Source organism: Saccharothrix longispora (assembly GCF_031455225.1).
Classification (GTDB): Bacteria; Actinomycetota; Actinomycetes; order Mycobacteriales; family Pseudonocardiaceae; genus Actinosynnema; species Actinosynnema longispora.
The window spans coordinates 2,418,137-2,438,598 of sequence record NZ_JAVDSG010000001.1 but is presented as its reverse complement, the minus strand read 5'-3'; the positions used below and the strand labels follow the sequence as shown (position 1 = coordinate 2,438,598).

16 protein-coding genes and 1 CRISPR repeat array are annotated in these 20,462 nt (G+C 69.8%); of the genes, 5 read left to right on the top strand and 11 right to left on the bottom strand.

The features are described 5' to 3' along the window. Nucleotides 1-108: 108 nt before the first annotated feature. From J2S66_RS09785 to J2S66_RS09775, 3 genes are all read right to left on the bottom strand, one after another. Nucleotides 109-1,005, bottom strand: a complete 897-nt coding sequence (locus J2S66_RS09785) for a phosphotransferase family protein (protein WP_310306428.1) — start codon at nucleotides 1,003-1,005, stop codon at nucleotides 109-111. After that, nucleotides 986-2,533 carry a hypothetical protein gene (locus J2S66_RS09780; protein WP_310306427.1) on the bottom strand — a complete coding sequence of 516 codons (1,548 nt, stop codon included), beginning with the start codon at nucleotides 2,531-2,533 and terminating at the stop codon, nucleotides 986-988. Before J2S66_RS09780 ends, J2S66_RS09785 begins: the two co-directional genes overlap by 20 nt. 338 nt (nucleotides 2,534-2,871) lie before the next feature. Next, a CRISPR array of direct repeats spans nucleotides 2,872-3,143; the repeat unit is 29 nt; unit sequence GTCTTCCCCGCGCGAGCGGGGGTGGTCCG. 146 nt (nucleotides 3,144-3,289) lie between these two features. Then, on the bottom strand, nucleotides 3,290-3,556 hold the full coding sequence (locus tag J2S66_RS09775) for a hypothetical protein (RefSeq protein ID WP_310306425.1): 267 nt from the start codon (nucleotides 3,554-3,556) through the stop codon (nucleotides 3,290-3,292). Nucleotides 3,557-3,627: 71 nt separating this feature from the next. On the opposite strand from J2S66_RS09775, the gene J2S66_RS09770 reads away from it, so the two are divergent. Both J2S66_RS09770 and J2S66_RS09765 read left to right on the top strand, forming a co-directional pair. Then, nucleotides 3,628-4,281: an SDR family NAD(P)-dependent oxidoreductase gene (locus J2S66_RS09770; protein ID WP_310306423.1), complete on the top strand. Its 654-nt coding sequence runs from the start codon at nucleotides 3,628-3,630 to the stop codon at nucleotides 4,279-4,281. A 70-nt stretch (nucleotides 4,282-4,351) separates the two neighbouring features. After that, entirely contained in the window at nucleotides 4,352-4,840 is a 489-nt protein-coding gene (locus tag J2S66_RS09765) for a DUF402 domain-containing protein (protein WP_310306421.1), read from the top strand. Nucleotides 4,841-5,034: 194 nt separating this feature from the next. Here J2S66_RS09765 and J2S66_RS09760 read toward each other — a convergent pair whose 3' ends face one another. From J2S66_RS09760 to J2S66_RS09750, 3 genes are all read right to left on the bottom strand, one after another. Beyond that, the gene (locus J2S66_RS09760) at nucleotides 5,035-5,508 is read right to left on the bottom strand and encodes a hypothetical protein (RefSeq protein WP_310306419.1); all 474 of its coding nucleotides are present in this window, start codon (nucleotides 5,506-5,508) and stop codon (nucleotides 5,035-5,037) included. A 203-nt stretch (nucleotides 5,509-5,711) separates the two neighbouring features. Beyond that, nucleotides 5,712-6,956: a PQQ-dependent sugar dehydrogenase gene (locus J2S66_RS09755; protein ID WP_310306416.1), complete on the bottom strand. Its 1,245-nt coding sequence runs from the start codon at nucleotides 6,954-6,956 to the stop codon at nucleotides 5,712-5,714. A 411-nt stretch (nucleotides 6,957-7,367) separates the two neighbouring features. After that, on the bottom strand, nucleotides 7,368-8,807 hold the full coding sequence (locus J2S66_RS09750; RefSeq protein ID WP_310306414.1) for a helix-turn-helix domain-containing protein: 1,440 nt from the start codon (nucleotides 8,805-8,807) through the stop codon (nucleotides 7,368-7,370). 1,052 nt (nucleotides 8,808-9,859) lie between these two features. Between J2S66_RS09750 and J2S66_RS09745 the strand changes: the two genes are divergently transcribed. After that, a complete protein-coding gene (locus J2S66_RS09745) occupies nucleotides 9,860-10,624 on the top strand; it encodes a hypothetical protein (protein WP_310306412.1) in 765 nt (254 codons plus the stop codon). Between the two features lie 676 nt (nucleotides 10,625-11,300). On the opposite strand, the gene J2S66_RS09740 is transcribed toward J2S66_RS09745, so the two are convergent. From J2S66_RS09740 to J2S66_RS09730, 3 genes are all read right to left on the bottom strand, one after another. Beyond that, nucleotides 11,301-12,329, bottom strand: a complete 1,029-nt coding sequence (locus J2S66_RS09740) for a bifunctional DNA primase/polymerase (RefSeq protein ID WP_310306410.1) — start codon at nucleotides 12,327-12,329, stop codon at nucleotides 11,301-11,303. Nucleotides 12,330-12,640: 311 nt separating this feature from the next. Continuing rightward, nucleotides 12,641-13,693: a DUF4192 domain-containing protein gene (locus J2S66_RS09735; RefSeq protein ID WP_310306408.1), complete on the bottom strand. Its 1,053-nt coding sequence runs from the start codon at nucleotides 13,691-13,693 to the stop codon at nucleotides 12,641-12,643. A gap of 135 nt (nucleotides 13,694-13,828) precedes the next feature. Then, on the bottom strand, nucleotides 13,829-14,248 hold the full coding sequence (locus J2S66_RS09730) for a hypothetical protein (protein WP_310306406.1): 420 nt from the start codon (nucleotides 14,246-14,248) through the stop codon (nucleotides 13,829-13,831). 730 nt (nucleotides 14,249-14,978) lie between these two features. Between J2S66_RS09730 and J2S66_RS09725 the strand changes: the two genes are divergently transcribed. After that, on the top strand, nucleotides 14,979-17,699 hold the full coding sequence (locus J2S66_RS09725; RefSeq protein ID WP_310306404.1) for an ATP-binding protein: 2,721 nt from the start codon (nucleotides 14,979-14,981) through the stop codon (nucleotides 17,697-17,699). A 13-nt stretch (nucleotides 17,700-17,712) separates the two neighbouring features. Here J2S66_RS09725 and J2S66_RS09720 read toward each other — a convergent pair whose 3' ends face one another. Together J2S66_RS09720 and J2S66_RS09715 are read right to left on the bottom strand one after the other, a co-directional pair. Beyond that, nucleotides 17,713-17,901: a hypothetical protein gene (locus tag J2S66_RS09720; RefSeq protein WP_310306402.1), complete on the bottom strand. Its 189-nt coding sequence runs from the start codon at nucleotides 17,899-17,901 to the stop codon at nucleotides 17,713-17,715. Between the two features lie 502 nt (nucleotides 17,902-18,403). Next, a complete protein-coding gene (locus tag J2S66_RS09715; RefSeq protein ID WP_310306400.1) occupies nucleotides 18,404-18,949 on the bottom strand; it encodes a hypothetical protein in 546 nt (181 codons plus the stop codon). 734 nt (nucleotides 18,950-19,683) lie between these two features. On the opposite strand from J2S66_RS09715, the gene J2S66_RS09710 reads away from it, so the two are divergent. Beyond that, the gene (locus J2S66_RS09710; protein ID WP_310306398.1) at nucleotides 19,684-20,184 is read left to right on the top strand and encodes a hypothetical protein; all 501 of its coding nucleotides are present in this window, start codon (nucleotides 19,684-19,686) and stop codon (nucleotides 20,182-20,184) included. Nucleotides 20,185-20,462 lie beyond the last annotated feature (278 nt).

Here is a 20,462-nt window from a genome sequence, read left to right as displayed (position 1 = left end):
TCATCGGGGACAACCTCACTCCATGTGAGCGAGGGTCCAGACGCAACAGCCCTCACTGTCGTCGACACCGGTCCTCCGCGTGAATCGACGACGGTGAGGAGGCATCTGTCAGACGCCGTGCCAGGTCCTTGTCGGCCCGCCTTGTCGCAGCACGTGGAGGCGGCGACGGAGTTCGGTGGCGGCTTCGCTGTCGCCGCGGTCCGCGCGGCGGATGAAGGATCCCAGGGTGTGAAGGTCTCGGATCGCGCGCAGAGTCGGCAGGCCGGTCCAGTCGCGCAGGTCGTAGCCGTATGCCTGCGCGAAGCGATTCAGTTCGGCGGTGGTGCGGCCCATGCGGATGCCCTGGTAGGTGTTGGCCAGGTCGAGTTCGCGTGGGCCTGCGGCGGTTTCGTCCCAGTCGCCGAGTCGCCAGTGTCCGCTGGTGGTGTCGAGGAGCAGGTTGCCGGGGTAGGCGTCGCCGTGCAGGTGACCGTGGCCGAGCGGGAAGTCGAGTTCGGCGTAGTCGACCAGCAGGGCGCCGGCTGTGTCGGTGAGCCAGGCACGGTCCTCGGTGTGCAGGCAGACGGCGGTGGCGATCGTGGCGTTCAGGGAGGCCAGGGGGCGGTAGACGGGGAGGATGACGGGGGGTGGCGGGAGTCGGTGTAGTTCCCGCAGGAGACGCCCGAGTGCGGCCGGGTCGGGCCGGGCAGGCGGGGTGGGTTGGGGATAGTGGGTCCAGAAGGTGATCGCGCGCTTGTTGTCGTGGGTGATCGGTCGGCTGCCGGGTAGTGGGGTCGTGGCGGGGAAGCCTTGATCGGTCAGCCAGTGGGCGATCGTCACCGAGCGCACGGCGGCGGCCGGGTCGCCGGTGTGGACGCGGGCGATGGCGTCGGCGGCGGGCAGCAGGTAGACCGCGGTGGCGTGTTGATGTAGCAGCCGCAGTCCGCTGGTGTTCAGACCCAGCTCGTGGGCGGCGCGCTCCACCAGCAGTTCGGTGGTTTCCTCGTCAGGGCGCGGTGCGGTCACTCCTCGAATCTAGCGAGCGTGCAGCCGCAGGTGCTTCGAGTAGGTCGTCGAGCAGTTCGTGAGCATGTCGGGCGCCTGCGACGGCGGTGAGCAGCCCGTGGGTGCGGTGGACCGCTGAGGGCAGTTGGGCGATGCGTTCGCCGGGTGGGAGTCGCCGCAGGGGTTGCAGGGCTGTCGCTGCGGCGTCGAGATCCCGGTCGAGCAGGTGGCTGTGGGCGAGCACGACGCGGGCGAGTGCGATGTCGCCGTAGGAACGCTCCTGCTCGGGCGCGGTGGAGTAGGCCGCGAGTGCGTGGTCGGCGTGATGGCGGGCGAGTGCGGCGTCGCCGAGCAGGTCGTGCGTGCCGGCGCGGTAGTAGGTCTCCTTGGCGGTGGGGAAGGTGAAGAGGCCTCCGAAGACGCTGACCTCGTCGTGCCGCTCGGGCAGCGCCTCCAGCTCGTCCAGGCGCCGTAGGGCGTCGCGGGCTCGTGTGGCGTTTCCCGTTCGGGCGCTCGCTCGTGCCTCCAGGGCGAGGGTGCGGCGCATGGTCTGGGGCCCTACCGCTTCATTCGGGTCGAAGTCGACGAATCTCAACGCGGCGGCGGGTGTGGGGCTCCATTCCAGGGCCAGGGCGGCGCTGCCGCGCGCCCACACGCGCAGGGCGTCGCTGTCGGCTGCTTCGGCACAGCGCTCCGCGGTGTGCAACTGGGTGCGGGCGCAGGAATGATCGCCCAGGTTCTGCGAGGCGGAGGCCAGCAGAAGGCATCCGATCCCGGCGATTACGTAGGCGTCGCGGAGTTGACGGGGCCGTACGCCTCGCCGAATCAGGGTGAACGCGGTGTCGCGAACATCGACGATGCGGACGAGCAGATCCACCGCGGGGGTGTGGACGTAGGCGGTGGCCAACTCGGCCAGCGCGACCCCCAGCCAGTCCAGGTCCGGGTTGTCCGTCGTGGTGGTGGCCAGCACGGAGCCGAAGTCGACCGCGTGCTGTGCTGCTGCCGACATCAGCGCTTGTAGGTCGATCTGCTGCTCGTCGCCTGAACGCACCGCCATCGACCGGCCGCCCAGCACAAGTGGGTCGTCCACCGGCAGTGCATCGCCTGGTGTCTCTCGACCGCCGATCGTCGGTGTTCCACTCGCTGCATCATCACGCAGTGCTGTGGGCAGGTGGAACCAGAGGAGGTGCTGCGGGATGCGGAGGGTATGCGACCAGCGGCTGAGTTTGGCGAGATTGTTGACGGGTTCGCCGTTCTCGATCCGACTCAGTCGCGTGGAGGAGAGGCCGATCCAACATGCGACAGTCTCCTGCAAGATGGATTGTCCGTGGTGGGGATGCTTGCGATAGGCGCGAATGATGGCGCCGATGTCGCGTGTGGCGAGGGCGGCCCGCAGGTCGGGGTGATCCCAGAACCCGATAGGCACCTCGGGCGGTTCGGTCCGGTGGCGGCGTCCGGCATGGGTGCAGGCACCACACCGGGAGGTGCGGTTGTCCCTGGCAAGCCGGGTACCACAGATGCAGCGCCGCACCGGTTCGGTGTTGCCCATGGCGCCCCGTCTCCTCCCAGCACTGAACCGCACCACTATCAAATCAGTTACACTACCTGCACACAAAGTAACGATACTTGCGCTTTCCGCAGGTCAACTTACCCTCAACGCCGGTGATACCCCGGTCAGGATGCCCAAAGAAGCAGTGGGCGTCGAACTATCATGCAACTTGCGAACGCAACGAACCGTCCCTGATCTGTATCCCCATCGACTGCAGCGTGCTCACGCCTCGCCGACACGAGACCTGGTGTCCACGGCACCCAACCGCCGATATCCGACACTGGAACGAACCGAATGAAAGAGCGTACTATGGCCTGCAAAGTCGCAGGTCATGACCTGTCTTCCCCGCGCGAGCGGGGGTGGTCCGGTGGCCGAGGAGTCGTCGCCCCACTCGATGCGGTCTTCCCCGCGCGAGCGGGGGTGGTCCGTGGGTGCACTGGTTCTGGCAGTGCGGCGCGGAGTCTTCCCCGCGCGAGCGGGGGTGGTCCGGACCGGCGGGCGAGGTGCTGCAACACCGCGTGGTCTTCCCCGCGCGAGCGGGGGTGGTCCGTCGCGGAGGGCGTGCGCGTCCAGGCCGACCTCGTCTCCCCGCGCGAGCGGGGGTGGTCCGGTCGTCGAGCACGTGCTCGGTCTGTCAGAGGGCCGATGCTGCCCGAGAACGCCGCAGCCAATGACGGGATCACGGCTCGAACGTTGAGCGAGGCTGCCTGCAAGCGCTGAACCGACCAGCGGGCGTTCGCCGGCGGGGCGTTCCTGTCAGGTCCGGCGGTCGCTGATCAGCACCGCGGGCACGCCGATGGCGAGCACGAGGGACACGCCGCCGAACGCTTCGAGGACCCGGTCCTGCGCGTCGGGAGTGCCCCATAGGTAGGTGAGGGCACAGCCTGCGATGAAGAGGGCGGCGACGGGGCCGATGCACACGATGGCGCGCCGGTAGGAGCACCACCAGGTGCAGCGGCCCGGGGACCGGTGGCGGCAGAGGGGGTTGCCGTGGGCGTCGAGCGGCAACTGCGGGGCGCTCACGGTGCCTCCGGCCGGACCATCGCGGCACCGCAGAACTGGCAGGTGGAGCGTCCGGGCACCGTGCTCTTGATGTGCTGCCCGTCTGGGGAGAACGGGCAGGTGCCACTCGCCGAGGGCACGGTCAGTGTGGCCGGTGGTGGCGTGGCCGTCATGCTCGGAGTGTTGCACGCGATGCCAGGCACCGAACAGGTGATGCCTGTCGACCCGACGGACACACCGGCTCCGAACGGCAGTGGCGGTCCGAGCGCACATCGACGCTCGGACCGCCGTGTCACGCGGCGCGGAAGCTGGTCGTCGTGACCGGAGCCTCCACGGGCATGGGCGCGTCAACCGCCCGCGAACTGGCCCGCCGGGGATTCCACGTCCTGGCCGGCGTGCGACGCGACCACGACGCCGACGCCATCCGATCCACCGGCGTCGAGCCGATCATCCTCGACATCACCGAGCCCGAGCAGGTGGAAGCACTCGCCGCGCGGGTCGCCGGCGACCCGCGCGCGCTGCACGCGCTCGTCAACAACGCCGGCATCCAGGTCAACGCCCCGGTCGAAGCCCTGCCGATGACGCAGTGGCGGTGGGTGTTCGAAGTCAACCTCTTCGGCCACATCGCCGTCACCCGGGCGCTCCTGCCCGCGCTGCTGGTTGGTGGAACGAGTCGAGGTCTGGCGAGGCGCTCACGGCGATCCGGTCCCGTTGTTCGGGCCCTTGCCCGGTGTCCGCCTCGGTGACACGCTCGCCTACGAGTTCCGGCTGCCGGACGGCTTCGAGCCGTGACCGGGGGGCACGCTGCTGGAACGCGTGTTCGTGCTGCTGGACCTCGGTGTCGGCATGTCGGTTCCGGCCTGGCGGTCCCATCACGGGACCGACCGGGACCGGAGCGGGCCGACCACCTGGTACGTGGACCTCGTGCACGTCTCGACCGCCGGGGACTCGATCGCGGTCCGCGACCTCTACGCCGACGTCCTGGTTCCCACCGACGGCCGCCACCAGCGACTGCTCGACCTCGACGAGTTCGCCGACGCGATCGAGGCAGGGCAGCTCGACGTCGCCACTGCCGTCGACGGCCTGCGGCGTTGGCAACGCTTCCTCGACCTGCACCTGCACGCCGACCGCGATCCCGCCGGGACGTGGACCGACTTCCCACCCCGGCGACTGCACGACCTGGCCGCGCCCCCGCCCCGCCCGGGCCGATTGTCACCGCACCGGGCTGACCACCACCGTCAGTCCAATAACGGCGAGGAACGACCGATGACGGCCGGCGGAACGGGCACGCCCGGCATGGGGTGACCGGACGCGCCGAGTGCTGGTCGGCGCGTCCGCGGTGCCGGACCGGCACTCCCCCCGCACGTACTCCGCCGGCACGTCGTCCGTCGACCCGGCCGATCGAGGAAGCACACGCAGCCCGGGAAGGACCTTTCCGTCCGGCAGCGGGATGTCGGCTCGTCGGCAGCAGCGGGTGTCGACCGCGGGGCCGATGTCGGTCAGCGGGGAACGTACCGGCCGAAGAGCAGGTACTCGGCGGTCACCGGGCGCAACGCCAGCAACAGGCTCGCTCCCGCCGCGGCGGCGACCACGATCGGAACGGCGATGAAGACCACGGCCGCGGCCGGCGATTCACCCGCGTCGGACGCCACCGCGCTCAGGGCGTGGAGCAGGTAGCCCGCGCAGACCGCCAACTCCAGTACGGCACCGGCGACCAACGCGCGCCGGCCGGCGCCGATCGCGAGCCGCACCCCGCCCGCGAGCAGCAGCACCGCCGCCACGACCTGGGCGACGACCACCGACCACGCGACGAGCGCGAACCACCCCTCCCCGGACGGCTCGACCAGGACCACGCCGGCGAGCACAGCGCCGACGAGCGTCCCGAACCCGACCAGCACGCCCAGGATCGCGGCACAGGTCACCGTCCCCGGCCGCTGCCCCGCCTCGTCCAGCAACGCGTCCAGCCCGGCCATGGCGCTCCTCCGACTCGACCACCCGTCCTGCGTATCGTCGGGATCTCCCCGACCGTTGCCCCGGGGCGACGAGGGCGTGCCTGGGAGACCGATCAGCGGCGTGAGCGGGGTGTCGGGAGACCCACGCCTGTGCGTCAAGGCCGGGGACGACCGCCCGGACCCGGCCGTCCCTGGAGGTGTCACGCAGCCAGTAGCCCGAGGTGTCAGCGGTTCGCCACCCCACCGCCGGCGCGGGCCGGCTGGACCAGCTCGAACCGCACGCGGTTGAGCCATCCCGGGAGGTCGCTGAGCACGTACAGCTCGCCGTGCACGTCGGTGCCGATCGCGGTCGGCTGGGTGGGGAGGTGTCCGATCACGGCGGACTCGTAGCCGCCGTCGAACCGGGGGCGCACGGCGAACACGCGGGTCGAGCAGTAGTCGCTCGCGACGTAGGTCCCCCGCGCTTGCGGGGTCCGGGACCCCCGGTACACCACGCCGCCGGTCACCGAGCAGTTGTCGTTGTAGTGGTCGTACTCGAAGACCGGGTCGGTGTACCGCCCGCCCGAGCGGCACTGCTGCGGGTCGAACACCGGGGTGCCCTCCCGGCAGGACCAGCCGAGGTTCGCCCCGCCCTGCCACGGGCGGATGTGGTTGACCTCCTCGACCAGGCCCTGGCCGACGTCACCGATCCACAGCGAGCCGTCGACCGGGTCGACGGAGAACTTCCACGGGTTGCGCAGCCCGTAGAGCCAGATCTCCGGCCGCGCGCCCGGCACGCGGACGAACGGGTTGCCGGAGGGCACGCAGTAGGGCTTCGGCCCGCAGGTGCGGGTGACGTCGATGCGCACGATCTTGCCGAGCAGGGTGCCGAGGTCCTGGCCGGCCTTGAACGGGTCGTGGGTGTGGCCGCCGTCACCGAGGGACCAGTAGAGGTAGCCGTCGCGGCCGAACGCCACCTGTCCACCGTTGTGGTTGCCGTACTCGGCGTGCTCCTGGGTGAGCAACACCCGCGGCCGGTCGGGAGCGCCGAGGGGCACGCGCGCCAGGGTCAGCGCGCCGGCCGGCAGGCTCGTGTAGGCCACGTAGAGGGTCCTGGTCCGGGCGAAGTCCGGCGCGGGTGTGATGCCGAGCAGGCCGCGCTCGTTGTCGGAGGCGTCGATCCGGTCGGTCAGGTCGAGCACCGGCTCGGCGGCCAGGCCGGTGTCGGGGTGGTAGGCACGGACGGTGCCCTCCTTCTCCGCGATCAGCATCCGGCCGTCCGGTAGCCCGGTGATCGCGATCGGACGTCGCAGACCGGATGCCACCTGCTCGGACACCACGGTCAACTCGGTGAGCGGCACCGTGCCGGTGCGCGACGTACCGGCCGCGGCGGCGTCGTTCATCGACACCGAGGGCAGCAGGAACGCGGACAGGACTAAAACGAGCAGGCCGGCCGGGATCGCGGCCGGGCGACAACGCTGTCGCAACATGGTTCGGCTCCTCGAGCGAGGTGGAAGACACATTCTGGGAGCGCTCCCGAACGTAGCGCGACTTCCCGATGACATCCAGCCGCCGTCTTACCCTTTCCCCTGGTCGACGACGTTCGACTCCGGTGTCGAACAGGGATGGCGACGCAGGTGCAGGTGCAGGTGCGGCAGCCGAGCAGCGGTGAGCTCGGCGAGGCGGTGCAGGCGGCACGCCCGTCCTACCAGCGCACGACCGCCAACCGGCCGCGCGCCCGTCAGCTCCTCGAGCCTTCGCGATCACGACGCCCGTCTCGCCCGTCCGCCGCCGAAGGATCGGCCCCATCGACGACCCCGGCGAGTCCAGATGGACTCCGGGGGACGATGTCACATGCGGAGTGGCGTGCTCGTGGCGGAGGTCGCAGTGGCAGCAACGTCTCAGTCTCGCAGCGCGTTGCCCAGGTCCCGCACCGCTGTTCGCGCTTTCCACGGTTTCAGGGCCGTCGCGACTTCTCCGATTGTGCGTAGTGTGCGCCGCGAAGCGGTGGCCTTGGCCGCGTGCACCGCTTCCAACGCGAGGGTGGCCGCTTCGTCGGGTTCACCACTGCGGGCGAGTGTGAGCGCCCAGCGGGCCCGGTGGAGCGCTGCATTGCGTTTGGGCAGCCTGGTGTCTGCCAGGATGCGGGCATACAGGTCGGAGGCCCGCGTGGGCGAGCCCGCCTCGGCGAGGCAGTTCGCGTGGCGCAGCCGCAGGGTGTGGGTCGTGAAGTAGACGCCGAGCGCGTCCTGGCGATGCTCGTCGGCAGACTGGTCGAAGACCTTTTCGGCTTGGTCGAGCGTGCGTTCGACAGCGTGCAAGGGCTCTCCGGTCATGGCCATGCCCAGTGCCTGCTGTTGGAGGACTTCTGCGCGGACCTTGGCGGGGAGTGCGTAGGGCCCGTCGGCCGCGGCTGACGCGAGGGTGGCGACCCGGGAGGCGTCCCGATCGTCATAGGCCATCTGCGACTTCTTCAACAGCAGGTAGCCCTGCATGGCGGTGTCGCCGGCTTCCTGTGCCCATTCCATACCGCGATCGAGCCAGCCGTACCCGGCAGCGGGCTGGTGCAGTTCGCGGTACAGCCAGCCGCACAGTTCCGCGCCTCGCGCGCCTACGGCGAGCAGTTCGCGACGGGCGGATGGTGTCACGTCTCGGGCGCCGACCTCGATGGTGTTCATGATGCCGAGCACCGTCGGCATGGTCTCGCGGGCACCGGCGACGCGGTCCTGTGCCATCGCCGTATCGATCCGGCGGTTGAGGTGCTCGACCACGTCGCCGTCCGGACGGCGGTTTGCATCGACCACCGCGTCGGCGACGCGGTGTGTCTCGTCGAAGCCGGTCGACGGCAATGCCGTGACGGCGATGCCGTGGGTCAACATCGAACGACGGCTCAAAGGGCTCATGGCATCCCCATCCGGAGGCACAGGCAGATCCAGTTCCGCTTCGAGGAGTACGCGGCGGTCGAGCGGCAGGAGCACCGGCGTCCCGTTGATCAGCACCGGGAGCATGATCGTGTCCTGCGCCGGTTTCCGTGGTTCGACCGCCCGTGTTCCGGACGCGGACTCTTCGGGGCGTGCGTCGGGCATCCGGAACCAGAGTAAGTGGTGGGGAATGCGCAGGATGTGCGCCCAGCGCACGAGCTTGGTGAGGTCGTTGACAGGCTCGCCGTTCTCGATCCGACTGAGCCTGGTGGGCGACAAGCCGATCCAAGCCGCAGCGGTGGCTTGGCGGATGGGCTCGAGGTGGTGGGGGTGTGTGCGGTAGGAGCGGATGACAGCGCCGATGTCGCGGGCGTCGATGGCTTGGCGCAGGTCAGGGTGGTTCCAGAACGCGGCAGGCACGTCAGGCGGTGCGCTTCGACGTCGCCCCGCTCGCGTGCACGCACCGCAGTGGTCGGTGCGATTGTCGCGGGCGAGCCGAGTGCCGCAGGGGCAGTGACGCGCCGCGTCCGTGTTGCCTATGGCGACCACCTTCTTCCGACACTGGCCACAGCCGTCATTCCAGTTATCGCTTCGCCACACAGAGTAGCGGTCATCGCATGATCGATTCGCGCCCGCACGCGCCCGCATCGGTTCGACGCCCATACGGGACCACACGACGGCGTGGTGGTACAGCGGCCGGAACAACACCGTCCGCGCACGGATGACCAGCTTCGTCGATGACAAGCAACTGCGTTCTCGATCATCGGCGACCGCACCCGCGTCCAGCGGAGGTGTGTTGAGAGGTTTCGACCACAGGTTGTGCGAGATGAGGCAGCCCAGCACAGACGCGTACTGGTGGGCACCTACAGCGGCGTACTCATCGAAGCCGGCCTTCGTCAGAGTGTTCGCTGGTAGTGCCCTTACAGGGATGGCTTATCGCCGTAGAAGGGCAGGGGTGGCATGAGGGCCGACCCCTCTTGGCAACGTCGTGCCACGATCGCCGTCGGGCGCGGTAGGTGGATCCGTCAGACGCAGCAGCTTCCTGGTGGCACGCAGGATCAACACCCGACCATCCTGCCCTGATCCTGGCTGGGGCACACCACCACCTCAGCCGCCGAGGCCGAGGTCGGCCACGGAAGACCGGCCCCGAGGAGATCGACCAGACCATCCGGCAAGCCACCGAAGCTCTCAACGCCCGCGCAAGGCCCTGAATCTGAGGTCGCCCGGCGCACAAACCGAGGAAGCTACGACGCCGTCTACCACCATTAAGGAACGCAGAATTAGGTCCGAACGAAATCTCCGGACCGGACGGCAAGAGATTCACCCCTTCGCACGAGCAGGTCATTCGACATTGAACCGTTGGCCCACAACAGAAAGCATCACCCATCGAAGCTCATTGCACCTGTAACACATTTGGGTGGACCATCGATCTGCCCGGTATCAGTCTTCCGAATCGCGGGCAGGGGTCAGTCTTGAAGCAGTCAGACCAGCCGGCTAGAAACGAGGTCGGCGGCGACGTCGGCACGTCCATCCAGGCCGGTTCCATCAGCGGTGACGTCCACCTGCACCCGCCTGCCGGGCCGCTGTGGCGCAGGCGCCTGCTGCTCCCCGCTGTCGCGGCGGCGACGGCCGTGGGCACCTCTGCCACGGCGCTGGTCGCACTGACAATGTCCGACGAGCCAGCGCGGTCCGCGCCGCCCCAGGCCGTCTTCATCACGACGCCCGCGACCGAGACCACCGGGACGGTCTCCCACGCGCCGGTCGTGCCGACAGTGGGCGCTGTCCGGCCGATGCCCACCGTTCCGGCGACCCGCGCGTCCGGCAGCGTGATCGTCGTGGCCACGACCACGACGATCACCACCACGACGACGGCGTTCGCGCCGTCCGTCGCTCCCCCGCCCGTGGACGCCGTTCGCTCCAGCAGCGAACTCGAGTTCGGCAGCTTCAACCTCGACCTGTCGCCGCCGAAGCGCGTCGACGGCCGCAACGTCTGGACACTCACCCCCGGCCGCCTGCACGGGGACGAGAACTACTGGTTGGCGGAGTGGTTCGGCGGTGGCGTGCCCGGCCAAGCCGAGTGCGTCGCCGAGATCACCGCGCGCGGGACGCGGGACGCCGAGAACCTGGCCGCCGGCAGCACGGTGTGCGGGAGCACGCCGGAGGGCAGGATCTTCCGGATCGACGTGCTTGCCGTGGACCGCGTGACTATCACAGGCCAGGTCGTCGTGTGGGGCTAGTGTCATGTGCTCCGCGTTTCGTAAAGTTGACTGGTTAGACCCTTAAAGGCGTGTCCGACGTGGACGTGGTGCGTCGATTGGGCATGTCACCGCCGACAGTGAACAAATGGCGTCGTCGGGCCATCGAGCACCGCGGACCACCACCCCCGCTCGCGCGGAGAAGACTGCAGCTCATCGGCCCGTTCGAGTCGGGCCGGGGACCACCCCCGCCCGCGCGGGGAAGACTCCGCGGGCCGGCTTGTGCCCGTTGACCGGGACGGACCACCCCCGCTCGCGCGGGGAAGACTCTCCGCGTGGCTTCTGGACTGTGCCCGCGGAGGGAGCACCCCCCCGCTCGCGCGGGGAAGACCCAGATTCCCGGCCCCGCGCGCGGCGTGGTCGTGGGACCACCCCCGCTCGCGCGGGGAAGACGCGCCGCGGCGTGGAAGCGGCTCACCGTGCACCTGGGGCCACCCCCGCTCGCGCGGGGAAGACCTCGGGGCGGCCGCGATCGGGAGGCGGCTCGGCGGACCACCCCCGCTCGCGCGGGGAAGACGGGGTGCCGGCGCGCTGGTGCTGGCCGTAGCCCGGACCACCCCCGCTCGCGCGGGGAAGACCGACTGGCTGTGGCAGAACGTGATCTCTCCCGTGGGACCACCCCCGCTCGCGCGGGGAAGACACTTCCTGAGCTGCTACATTACAGGTCAGTGCCCGCGTTTTCATTCGGTTCACCACGGTCTCGAATATCCTCCTGATGTCTGGCGGTGTGTGTCAGGGCATGCGCACTGTCATGCATCGTTCGAGGTGTATCAGAGGCGTTGAGCTTGCGTGGTCGGAGCATGCCCCAGGTGAGCCCGTCGTTGATGGTCGTTTCGGCTTCACGGACGCTCCAGCCGTCGACTCCGTCGTGTCGGGCTGCGGCGGCGTGCAGGATGGTGCGGGCTTCGTGCTCGTCGAGTTCGCCGCCGCCTACCCACTGGCCGAGTTTGTTCGCGGCACGCAGCAGGGTGTCGTGTCGTTGCCCGGGAGCGGCTCGGCGCACCTTGTCGGCTTCGCCGGTGACGATGGCGTTGAGGTAGGCGTGGGGATGATGCGGTGCCTTGCTGGGTGACCGTGATGGTGTCGGTGGCTTGGGCGGTAGCAGTAGCGGGATCAGCCACTGGGGCAGTGCGGTGATCGGCGAGCGGTTGATCGGCCGGTAGATGCCGCGACTGCTTACCGATCCGGCGGCGACGATGTAGCCGCCGGCGCCGCGGGAGTCGATTCGCCAGCCGAGACGGCCGATGGTGTTGCGCAGTTCCGGTTCGGCGGGCGCCTGGAAGTACAGGTGCGATCCGCCGGAGGGGGTCCGGACGGCATAGGTCCGGTTGGGGTAGGGCTGTCCGGCTTCGGCTGCCAGTCGCGCGAGGACGTCGCGGCCGTGCCGGGCTCCGGCCCACTGCGGTGGTGCCGTGTGGCCGTGGGCGTCATCCAGATCGAGGACATATAGGCCGCTGGGGCGGCAGGCGATGCCGACGTTGAACGGCAGCGCGCTCCAGGTGTCCCGTATCCGTTCGGGGTCGCAGGTGGCGAGGGACTCCCATCCCTTGTCCTTGGCGATCTTGCTGCGTGGCCACAGCGGGATGACGTGGTGGCCGTGATGGGCAGCGTTGAGCGCGGCGCGCATCAAACGCGGCGGGACGTGTGCGGGGGTGTCGGGAGAACGGGCTGGGGTCGCGCTGCTCAACGTGGTCCGGTCCTTCCGGTGTCGGTCGCGTGTCGGCGGTGTTCGGCTTCGTCGTGGACGAGCTGCGCGCTCCGGCCACGGCGGTAACCCGGTGGTGTCACCTGGGTTCACTGGTGGGCTAGCGGATTTCCTGTCGGTTGGAGTCCAGTCTCGTTTCCGTACAGGCGCGTCTGCGGCGCCCTGATCACCTTCGGTGACGGCCTGGCGGGGCCGTTACCGGCCCGAAAGCGGGGTGGCAGCGGGCCTGCGGCGACGCGGGTCGGGTGTTGTCGCGCCGCAGGCACGCTGTCGATGTGGACGGTGGGTGGGAATCACGAGGGTTCGGTCAGGCCCATCCGTTTGGCGTCCTGGGCCGCCTGGTGCACGAGGGGACGGAGCGTGTCCGGGGGCATGTGGCTGTCGAGGGCGGCGCGCAGCAGTCGGGTGAGCCGGTGGCCGGGGAAGGCGGTCTGGGCGCGATCGAGCGCCAGGGAGGCGAGTCCGCCGTTGCCGCGCAGGTAGGCCGACATGGCCAGCAGTGCGGCCGGTTCGGCGCGCTGGGGGGCGGGGCACTGTCGGGTGAGTTCGGTCCACAGCTGTTCGGCGGCGTGGGCGTGCTCGCCGGTGGCGGTGGCGATGCACGCGTCGCGCACCGTGTAGTCGGTCAGTGCCACCGCGAGGGCGGCGATGTCGTGGTCGGAGAGCGCCTCGGACCGTTCGGGGGTTCGTTGTACCTGCTCGATCACCAGGCGGTAGGAGTGGCTTGCCGATCGGCGCCGACCGGGCCGGGTGAGCAGGGTCTTGATGACCGTCGCCCGGCGGGCCAGCACGTCCTGGGGGTCGGGCCGCAGCAGGGCGGCCAGGTCTGCCCGGCTGTCGAGTGTGCGCTGGCCCTGGACCGCGGCCTGTACGGCGAGCACGGTGGTCTTGGGGTCGGGGACGGTGCCGGCGTGGGAGGGGTTGTCGTAGTCGTACCACCGGGCTCCGGCGGTGATCGCCGGTGTCCAGAACATGTTCAGTGACGCGTTGTGTCCGCTGATGGCGTCGCGCAGTCGGGTGACCAGGATGTCGCGGGGCAAGGTGTGCCCGACCGGTGTCCCGCCGCCGACGACGACACCGATGACCAGGGCGTCGGGGTAGCGCGTCACGATCGTGGCGAGGTGGCCGGTCAGGCTTTCGGGCAGTGTGTCGAGGGGCAGGTCGCAGCACATGGTCATCTCGACGGTGGTGCCGACGATGATGTTGACCACCAGGGCGTCGATCGGGTAGTAGCCCATCAGGTGTGGTGCGGCGGCGATGAGGTCGCCGGGGTTGTTCAGCTTGGCCGGTGCGGCGTTGTCCAGCGGGGACGTGGACGGGGCCGGTTCGGGCGTGGGGGCGGACATCATGGGCGTGCTCCTTGATCAGGGTGGTGTGGATGTCGCGGGACGTCCGCGAGCAGTCGAGTCCGCGGGCGGGTGACCGGGTCGGGCGGTTGCGGCCGGGCGGTGGTGGGCGGACCTGCCGCGTCGAGGGGCGGTTCAGTCGTGTTCGGTGGTGCGCTCGACGCGCATGCCGGCCCGTTCGGCGAGCAGGACGTAGAGGTCGTCGCCGGCGTAGAAGCCGGCGAGCTCGTCCCATGCCTGGCCCTGGTAGGGAACCTGGGCGCCGCCGGGGCGCTGAAGAACACCTGCCGGGAGGTACTCGAGGTGCGACGGGCCTCGGGTGCGGAAGGCGAAGGACACCGCCTCGTCGGTGGTGTCGAAGCGCAGGACGGGAACACCGGCGGGGATGGCGAACTCGTCGCGGCGGCGCAGGAACTCGGGCAGCGTGTTGTTCGAGCGCATGCTGCTGACGCCGCTGTGGTGGTCCGCGGCCTGGGTGTCGTGGATGGTGCTGGTGACCTGGTCTCCGGTGGCGGCGACCACGATCAGGCTGACCTGGTGACGATGTGCTCGCATGGGCGTGGGTCCCTTCGCGGGTTTCGGGCTACTGGCTGCCGGGTGGGGTGTGCTGTCTGGGCGACTGCCCGGCGCCGCCGCGTGGTGGCGGGGTGCACTCGCGTGGGCGTCGGTGCCGGGCATGCGGGGTCAATCCCCGCGGGTGTGGTGTCCCGCGGGGATTGACCCCGGGCCGGTGCCGGCGCAGCGTGGGCACACCCCGCTACCCGGCGGGCGCCGGACTCGATCTGGGCGGCGTCACGAGCGCCGGGTGGGTGACCGCACCGGCTTCTTCCCCTGGGGGTCGTGTCGCTCAGCGGGAGACGGGGTGGTCCGTGTGGAGTGCGGCGATGCGCGACTCCGGCGAGCGCAGGGTCTGCGCACTGTCAGGACTCGTGGTGCGGGTGCGGCGCACGAGTTCGACCGCGAGGTCGATGTCTCCGAGGAGGACGAGACTCGCGTGCTTTCTGGGGCGAACCAGGCACTGACGACGAAATCGGTCCGTTTCGACCGGCGGTCTCCCCGGCGGTGCCGATGACGTCGGCGCGGCAGGTCTCGTGTGCCTGGGCAGTCAGCCGGGAGACCTGGTTCGGGAAGGCGTGCTCTGCCGGGCGGATGGATTCGTGCGTCCGTCCGGGCGATACGCGTGTGGAGCCGGGGAACGGTGGCAGGTCGTGCGGTAAACCGGGCCTGGTCAAGAAACCTGGCAGACTGCTCCGGAAGGGTTGGGATGGTGGGCCCGGGTCAGGCCGTGCACCGCACGATCGTGGTGGTGGACGTGGAGGGGTTCGGCGATGCGCGCCGGACGTTGCCCCACCAGGTGGCGACTCGGGCCGGGCTGTACCGGGTGGTCGCCGACGCCTTGGGCGCGGCCGGCGTGCCATGGGAGGACTGCTACCACGAGGACCGCGGCGATGGCGTGGTCGTGCTGGTTCCACCCGAGTACGCCAAGGCACCGCTGGTGGAGGTGCTGCCGGAAGTGTTGGCACGGGAACTGCGGGCGCACAACGACACCAGCCCGGCCGCCCAACGCACCCGTCTGCGAGTGGCGGTGCACGCCGGCGAGGTGGTCTTCGATCGTCACGGCGTCACCTCGACCGCAGTGACCACCGCCTTCAGACTGCTGGACGCACCGCAGGTGAAGCAGGCGCTCGCGGACTCGCCCGGCCTGATCGCGCTGGTCGTGTCGCGGTGGCTGTTCGACGAGGTCGTCCGTCACTCCGCCGTGCTCGACCCGGCCACCTTCCGGCCGGTGCGGGTGCGGGTGAAGGAAGTCCGGGACACCGCCTGGACGGCCCTGCCCGACTCCCCCTACCCCGCCGATCCGGCCGTGCTCGATCAGCCGTCGGACCCGGTCACGGCCGGCGACACCGGTGGCGCGATTCCCCGGCAGCTGCCGGGGGCACCGGCCCTGTTCGTCGGTCGCGAGGAGTACCTGGCCGACCTGGACCGCGCCCTGACGCCCCTCGGCGACGACCCCGCCACCGCAACGGCGGTGGTGATTTCCGCGATCGGCGGTGCGGGCGGAATCGGCAAGACCTGGTTGGCCCTCCACTGGGCCCACCGCCACTCCCACCGCTTCCCCGACGGGCAGATGTTCATCGACCTGCGCGGCTTCAGCCCCGACGACCAACCGCTGCACTCCTCCGTCGCAGTACGGGGGTTTCTCGACGCACTGGGCGTGGATCCGAGCCGTTTGCCGACCGACCTGGATGCGCAGGCGGCGCTGTACCGCAGTCTGGTCGCAGGCAAGCGGATGCTCATCGTGCTGGACAACGCAGCCACCGCCGACCAGGTCGCGCCACTGCTGCCCGGCACACCGACCTGCACGGTCCTCGTCACGGGCCGCCGCAAACTCGCCTCACTGATCGACCGGCACGGTGCCCGCCACGTGCAGATGGGCCTGCTGTCCCAGCAAGAAGCCCGTGCCCTGCTCACCGAACGTCTCGGCGGCGAGCGGCTGGACACCGAGCCCGGCGCGACGGACGAACTGATCGAACTGTGCGGATGCCACCCACTGGCGTTGGCGATCATGGTCCGCCACGCCTCCACTCTGCCCAAAGTCCCACTGGCCGAATTCGGCGCTGAACTGCGCGATCTCGGCCTGGACATGCTCGATGACGACGATCCCAGCGCAAGCCTGCCCGCAGTGCTGTCCTGGTCCTTGCGCCACCTCACCGAGCAGCAGCAAATGGTGTTCGCGTTGCTGGGCACCGCCCCCGGCCCGGACATCGACCTGCCCGCGGCCGCCTCCCTCACCGGCCTGCCCGAGGCGCGGACACGCAAGGCACTGCGTGTCCTTGAGGACTGCTCACTACTCGACCGTCACCCGCACGGCCGCTACCGGATGCACGACCTGGTACGCGCCTACGCCACCACCACCGCCCATGACCGCCTGCCGGAACAGGAGCGGCAGGCGGCGCTGGAGCGGGTGGTGGACTTCTACCTCCACACCGCGCACGCCGCAGACCAACTCCTCGACCCCAACCGCCCACAGATCGCATTCGGCCCGCCCGCTCCCGGCACCTCGCCCCAGCCACTGCCCGACCTCCCGTCCGCCCTGGCCTGGCTGGACGCCCACCACTCCCACCTGCTGGCCGCCCAGCACACCGCCGCCACTTGTCACCGCCACCAAGCCGTGTGGCACTTGGCCTGGACCCTGACCAATTTCCACCAGCGGCGGGGACACCGGCACGACGAGTTGACCGTGTGGCTGGCCGCCGTCGACGTCACCGCCCACCTGGCCGATCCCCTCACCCGTGCTCTCGTCCACCGGTTCGTCGGCCGCGCCTACGCCGTGGTGGGGCGGCACGAGCAGGCCATCGGGCACCTGGATCAGGCACTCTCCCTGGCCAGGCGCCATCACGAACCCACACAACAGGCCCACACACACTTCACCCTCGCACGGACCTGGGGACAACAAGGGGACTACCGACGGGCCTTGGAGCACGCCGAGGATGCGTTGACCCTCGTCCGCACTCACGGCACGCCGCTGGGGGAAGCCGATGCGCTCAACCAAATGGGTTGGTACGCCGCCTGCCTGGGTCACTACGACACCGCCCGCGAGCACTGCCAGGCCGCTCTCACCCTGCACCGCCGGCACTACAACCCGGTCGGCGAGGCGGCCACCCAGGACAGCCTCGGCTACATCGCCCACCACACCGGCCGCCACCGCGAAGCCATCCACCACTACCGACAGGCCCTCACCCTGCGCCGCACCCTCGGCAACACCACCCAAACCACCGACACCCTCGACAACCTCGGTCACCCCCACGCCGCCCTCGGCCAACACCAACAGGCCCGCTCGGCCTGGCAGGAAGCACTGACGCTGTACCGGAAGCAAGGCCGCGACACCGATGCCCGACGCGTTCAACAGCAACTCGACGACCTCGACGCCGCCACCAACCACCACCACGGCGCAACCACCGACCCTCCACCGCCGGCAACCCCGACGGGAAACAATCACCGATAACGCGGGAACGGCGTCAGTTCCACCACTCAAGCCACTGCTCGGTGGATTCCGTCGGCAGTCCGAACCAGTCCTGGACGGCGCCGACTCGGCACAGGGCTGCCAGGGAGGGCAGCGCGTGGGTGACGAGCGTGTCTGCTTCGGTCCGGGGAACGGTGGGCTGCGAGGTCAGCGTGGCGATGGCCTTGTCGACGGCCGAGGCCATCTCCCGGTCGGCGGTGGCTTCGTGGCCGTTGAGTCGGGCGTTTCCCAGGTGTCGCGGGCGTCGGCCAGGCACTCGACGAGGTCGACGAGGTCCGCGGTGTCGGTGCCGGTGTTGTGACCGGGGTCGGATGACTCGGAGAAGGTGCCGCACTCGTCGTCCCCACCGCGTCGGTACGACTCCGGACTGGCGCTGTCGGAGTGAGGGGTTCTGCGCTTCGAATCGGATTGCCTCACGTATTTCGGGCGGAGTGGGCGGTGCCCGGTCCCGGGTGATGTGGCAGTCGACGAAGCGCGGTTCGTCACGGTGCCCGCCGTGGGCCGCACGGCCGCTGTGCGGTCGCGTAGTGGAATTGCGGCAGTTCGACACGCGTGTCGCCTTCGGCGCGGGCCTGTGGTGCGCACAGGTGTTCGACCGGCATGTGGCCGGCGCCTGTGCTGGGCGTGTGCCCTGGCGTACCCGTACCGGCGATCCGGGGCGCTTCCGTTTCAGGGATCGGTGGTCGTCATTCGGCGCCGGTCGAGACCACGGTGCCGAGAACCGCGGGCTCCGTCGTCTGCTCGTGTGGCCACGGGGACCACGAGTCGTCGCCGGTCGTGACGATCACCGCCTGGGCGCGCTGTTGGAACTGTTCGGAGGTGATGCAGCCGACGGTGGCCTCCAGCGACAGCAGGTAGTGCTCGGCTTCGGCGTGCCGGTTGGCCGCGACCACCTCGGGCACCCTGCGCAACGAGGTGGCCAGCAGTCCGGGCAGCGTGTCGCCGTAGGTGAGGTGGGCCGCGCGCCGGACGGCCGCGAGGCGCTCGTGCAGGTTGTGCACGTGGTGCGGCGGTCCGTCGGGCACGAGGGTGAAGGACGCGCGGCGCACGTGGTTGAGGGCGATGTAGTCGTGCTCGTCGACGAGTTCATAGCGGAACTCGTCGGCGGTGTCGGTGACGGAGGCGATCCGGTAGCGCCCCCAGTGGTCGTCGAGTGATCCGTGGTAGTTGACCCATCGGCCGACTTCGGCGTGCGGGGGCGAGGTGGCGGCTGGGGTGTGCGACGGCTGCATCGGCTGTTCTCTTCCTGCTTGGTTGACGTGGTGCGGGGTTGCGATCGGCCTGGCGAGCGGGGCCACCCGGCTGTGGCTGCGCTCGCTGGGGCTGGTCTCGGCACGCTGAAGTGGTCAGAACTTCCGTGCGGGCCACTGGGCGGGCTCGACCGTGCGCGGTCACCGGAATCCGGTTTTTCCGGTGCCGGTCGCCGACGTCGACGAGGCGCACCAGGGCGGTTGTGTCGCCGTTGCTGTGGAGCATTTCGGCGGCAGTTGCGGTTCGGTCGGCGCGGCGGGAACGGTTCCGCCGGCGGCAACGCCGGCTCCTGCGGCATTCCGGCGCGATCGGCGGGGACGTACCAGTCGTCGATGTCGTCAGGCCGCTCGGCGCGGTGACGTAGAGCGTCGACGGCCTGGTGAGGACGTCCGCCCGGAGCGGTCGGCGTCGCTTCGACGATCACGGCGGTGGTGCCGCCGTCCTCGACTCGGGTTCGGTGGGCCGCTGGTCGGCGCGGCCGGTACGGCACCGCCGCCGCAGGCGGCGGCGGTTCTCTGTGGTGGTGGTCCGGACTCGGGCAGGCGACCGCAAAACAGCGGTCGTATCCGGTGGACGGGTTATCGATTTTTTCCACATGGTCGCGAACCGAACGGTCGGCGCTCGATCGCCGCATTTACTCGAAAAAATCCCCTGGATAACATGGCTGCCGCGGAAAGCGTTCGCTTTCTGCGCCCCCGAAACAGCGAGGACGCATATGAGAGCAATGCGAGAGCGGAGAACAGGCGCGGTCCTGGGCATCCTGATCATGGCGGTCGCCATGACCGTCGTGTCGGGGCCGGCCGCGCAGGCCGGTGTCTCCGCCCCGAAGATCACCGCGTCCGGGCCGGTCGTCCCGTCGGACGTGTCCGCCCAGGCCGAGATCACGGTCACCAGAGGGGTCTGGTCGTGCCGGTTGAGCGCGAACAACCCCAATCGCTGGTGGGGCGGCAATGGCGGCGGAGTGCAGGGATTCGGGTCCCTGACCTGCTCCCACGTCATGCCGCAGATGGAGATCGTCGTCGGTCTCCTCCGCAACAACGTGTTCGTGGACATCCAGAGCACCTACGACGTCTCCGACATCCTGGTCAACGCCGGCCCCTCGATCTCCCCCTACAGCCGCGCGACCTACCAGATCGCCTCCATCGGCGCCATCGAGTGGCCGGACGGCATCATCGAGGAGATCCCCCAGGTGAACAGCCTCGCGCTCCTGATCTGACTTCGGTCCCGGCCCACCGCCACCCGCAGGATGGCGGACCGCCCACCGCGGCACCGGGTGACCCGGACGATCCAGCCCGTCATCGACTCCGGCGCACTTCCGGGCAGTGGCGCGACGAAGCCCGGGCCGTGACGAGAGCGGGATTGTCCTGATCGTTCGTGGTCGAGACGGCGACACTGGTCGGTGTGGTGCTCTCACGGCATTCGACGCTGTCGGTCGAGGATGTCCAGGACGCCGGTGACCTGATCACAGTGCGGGCCTCGACCGGCAACTCCGCC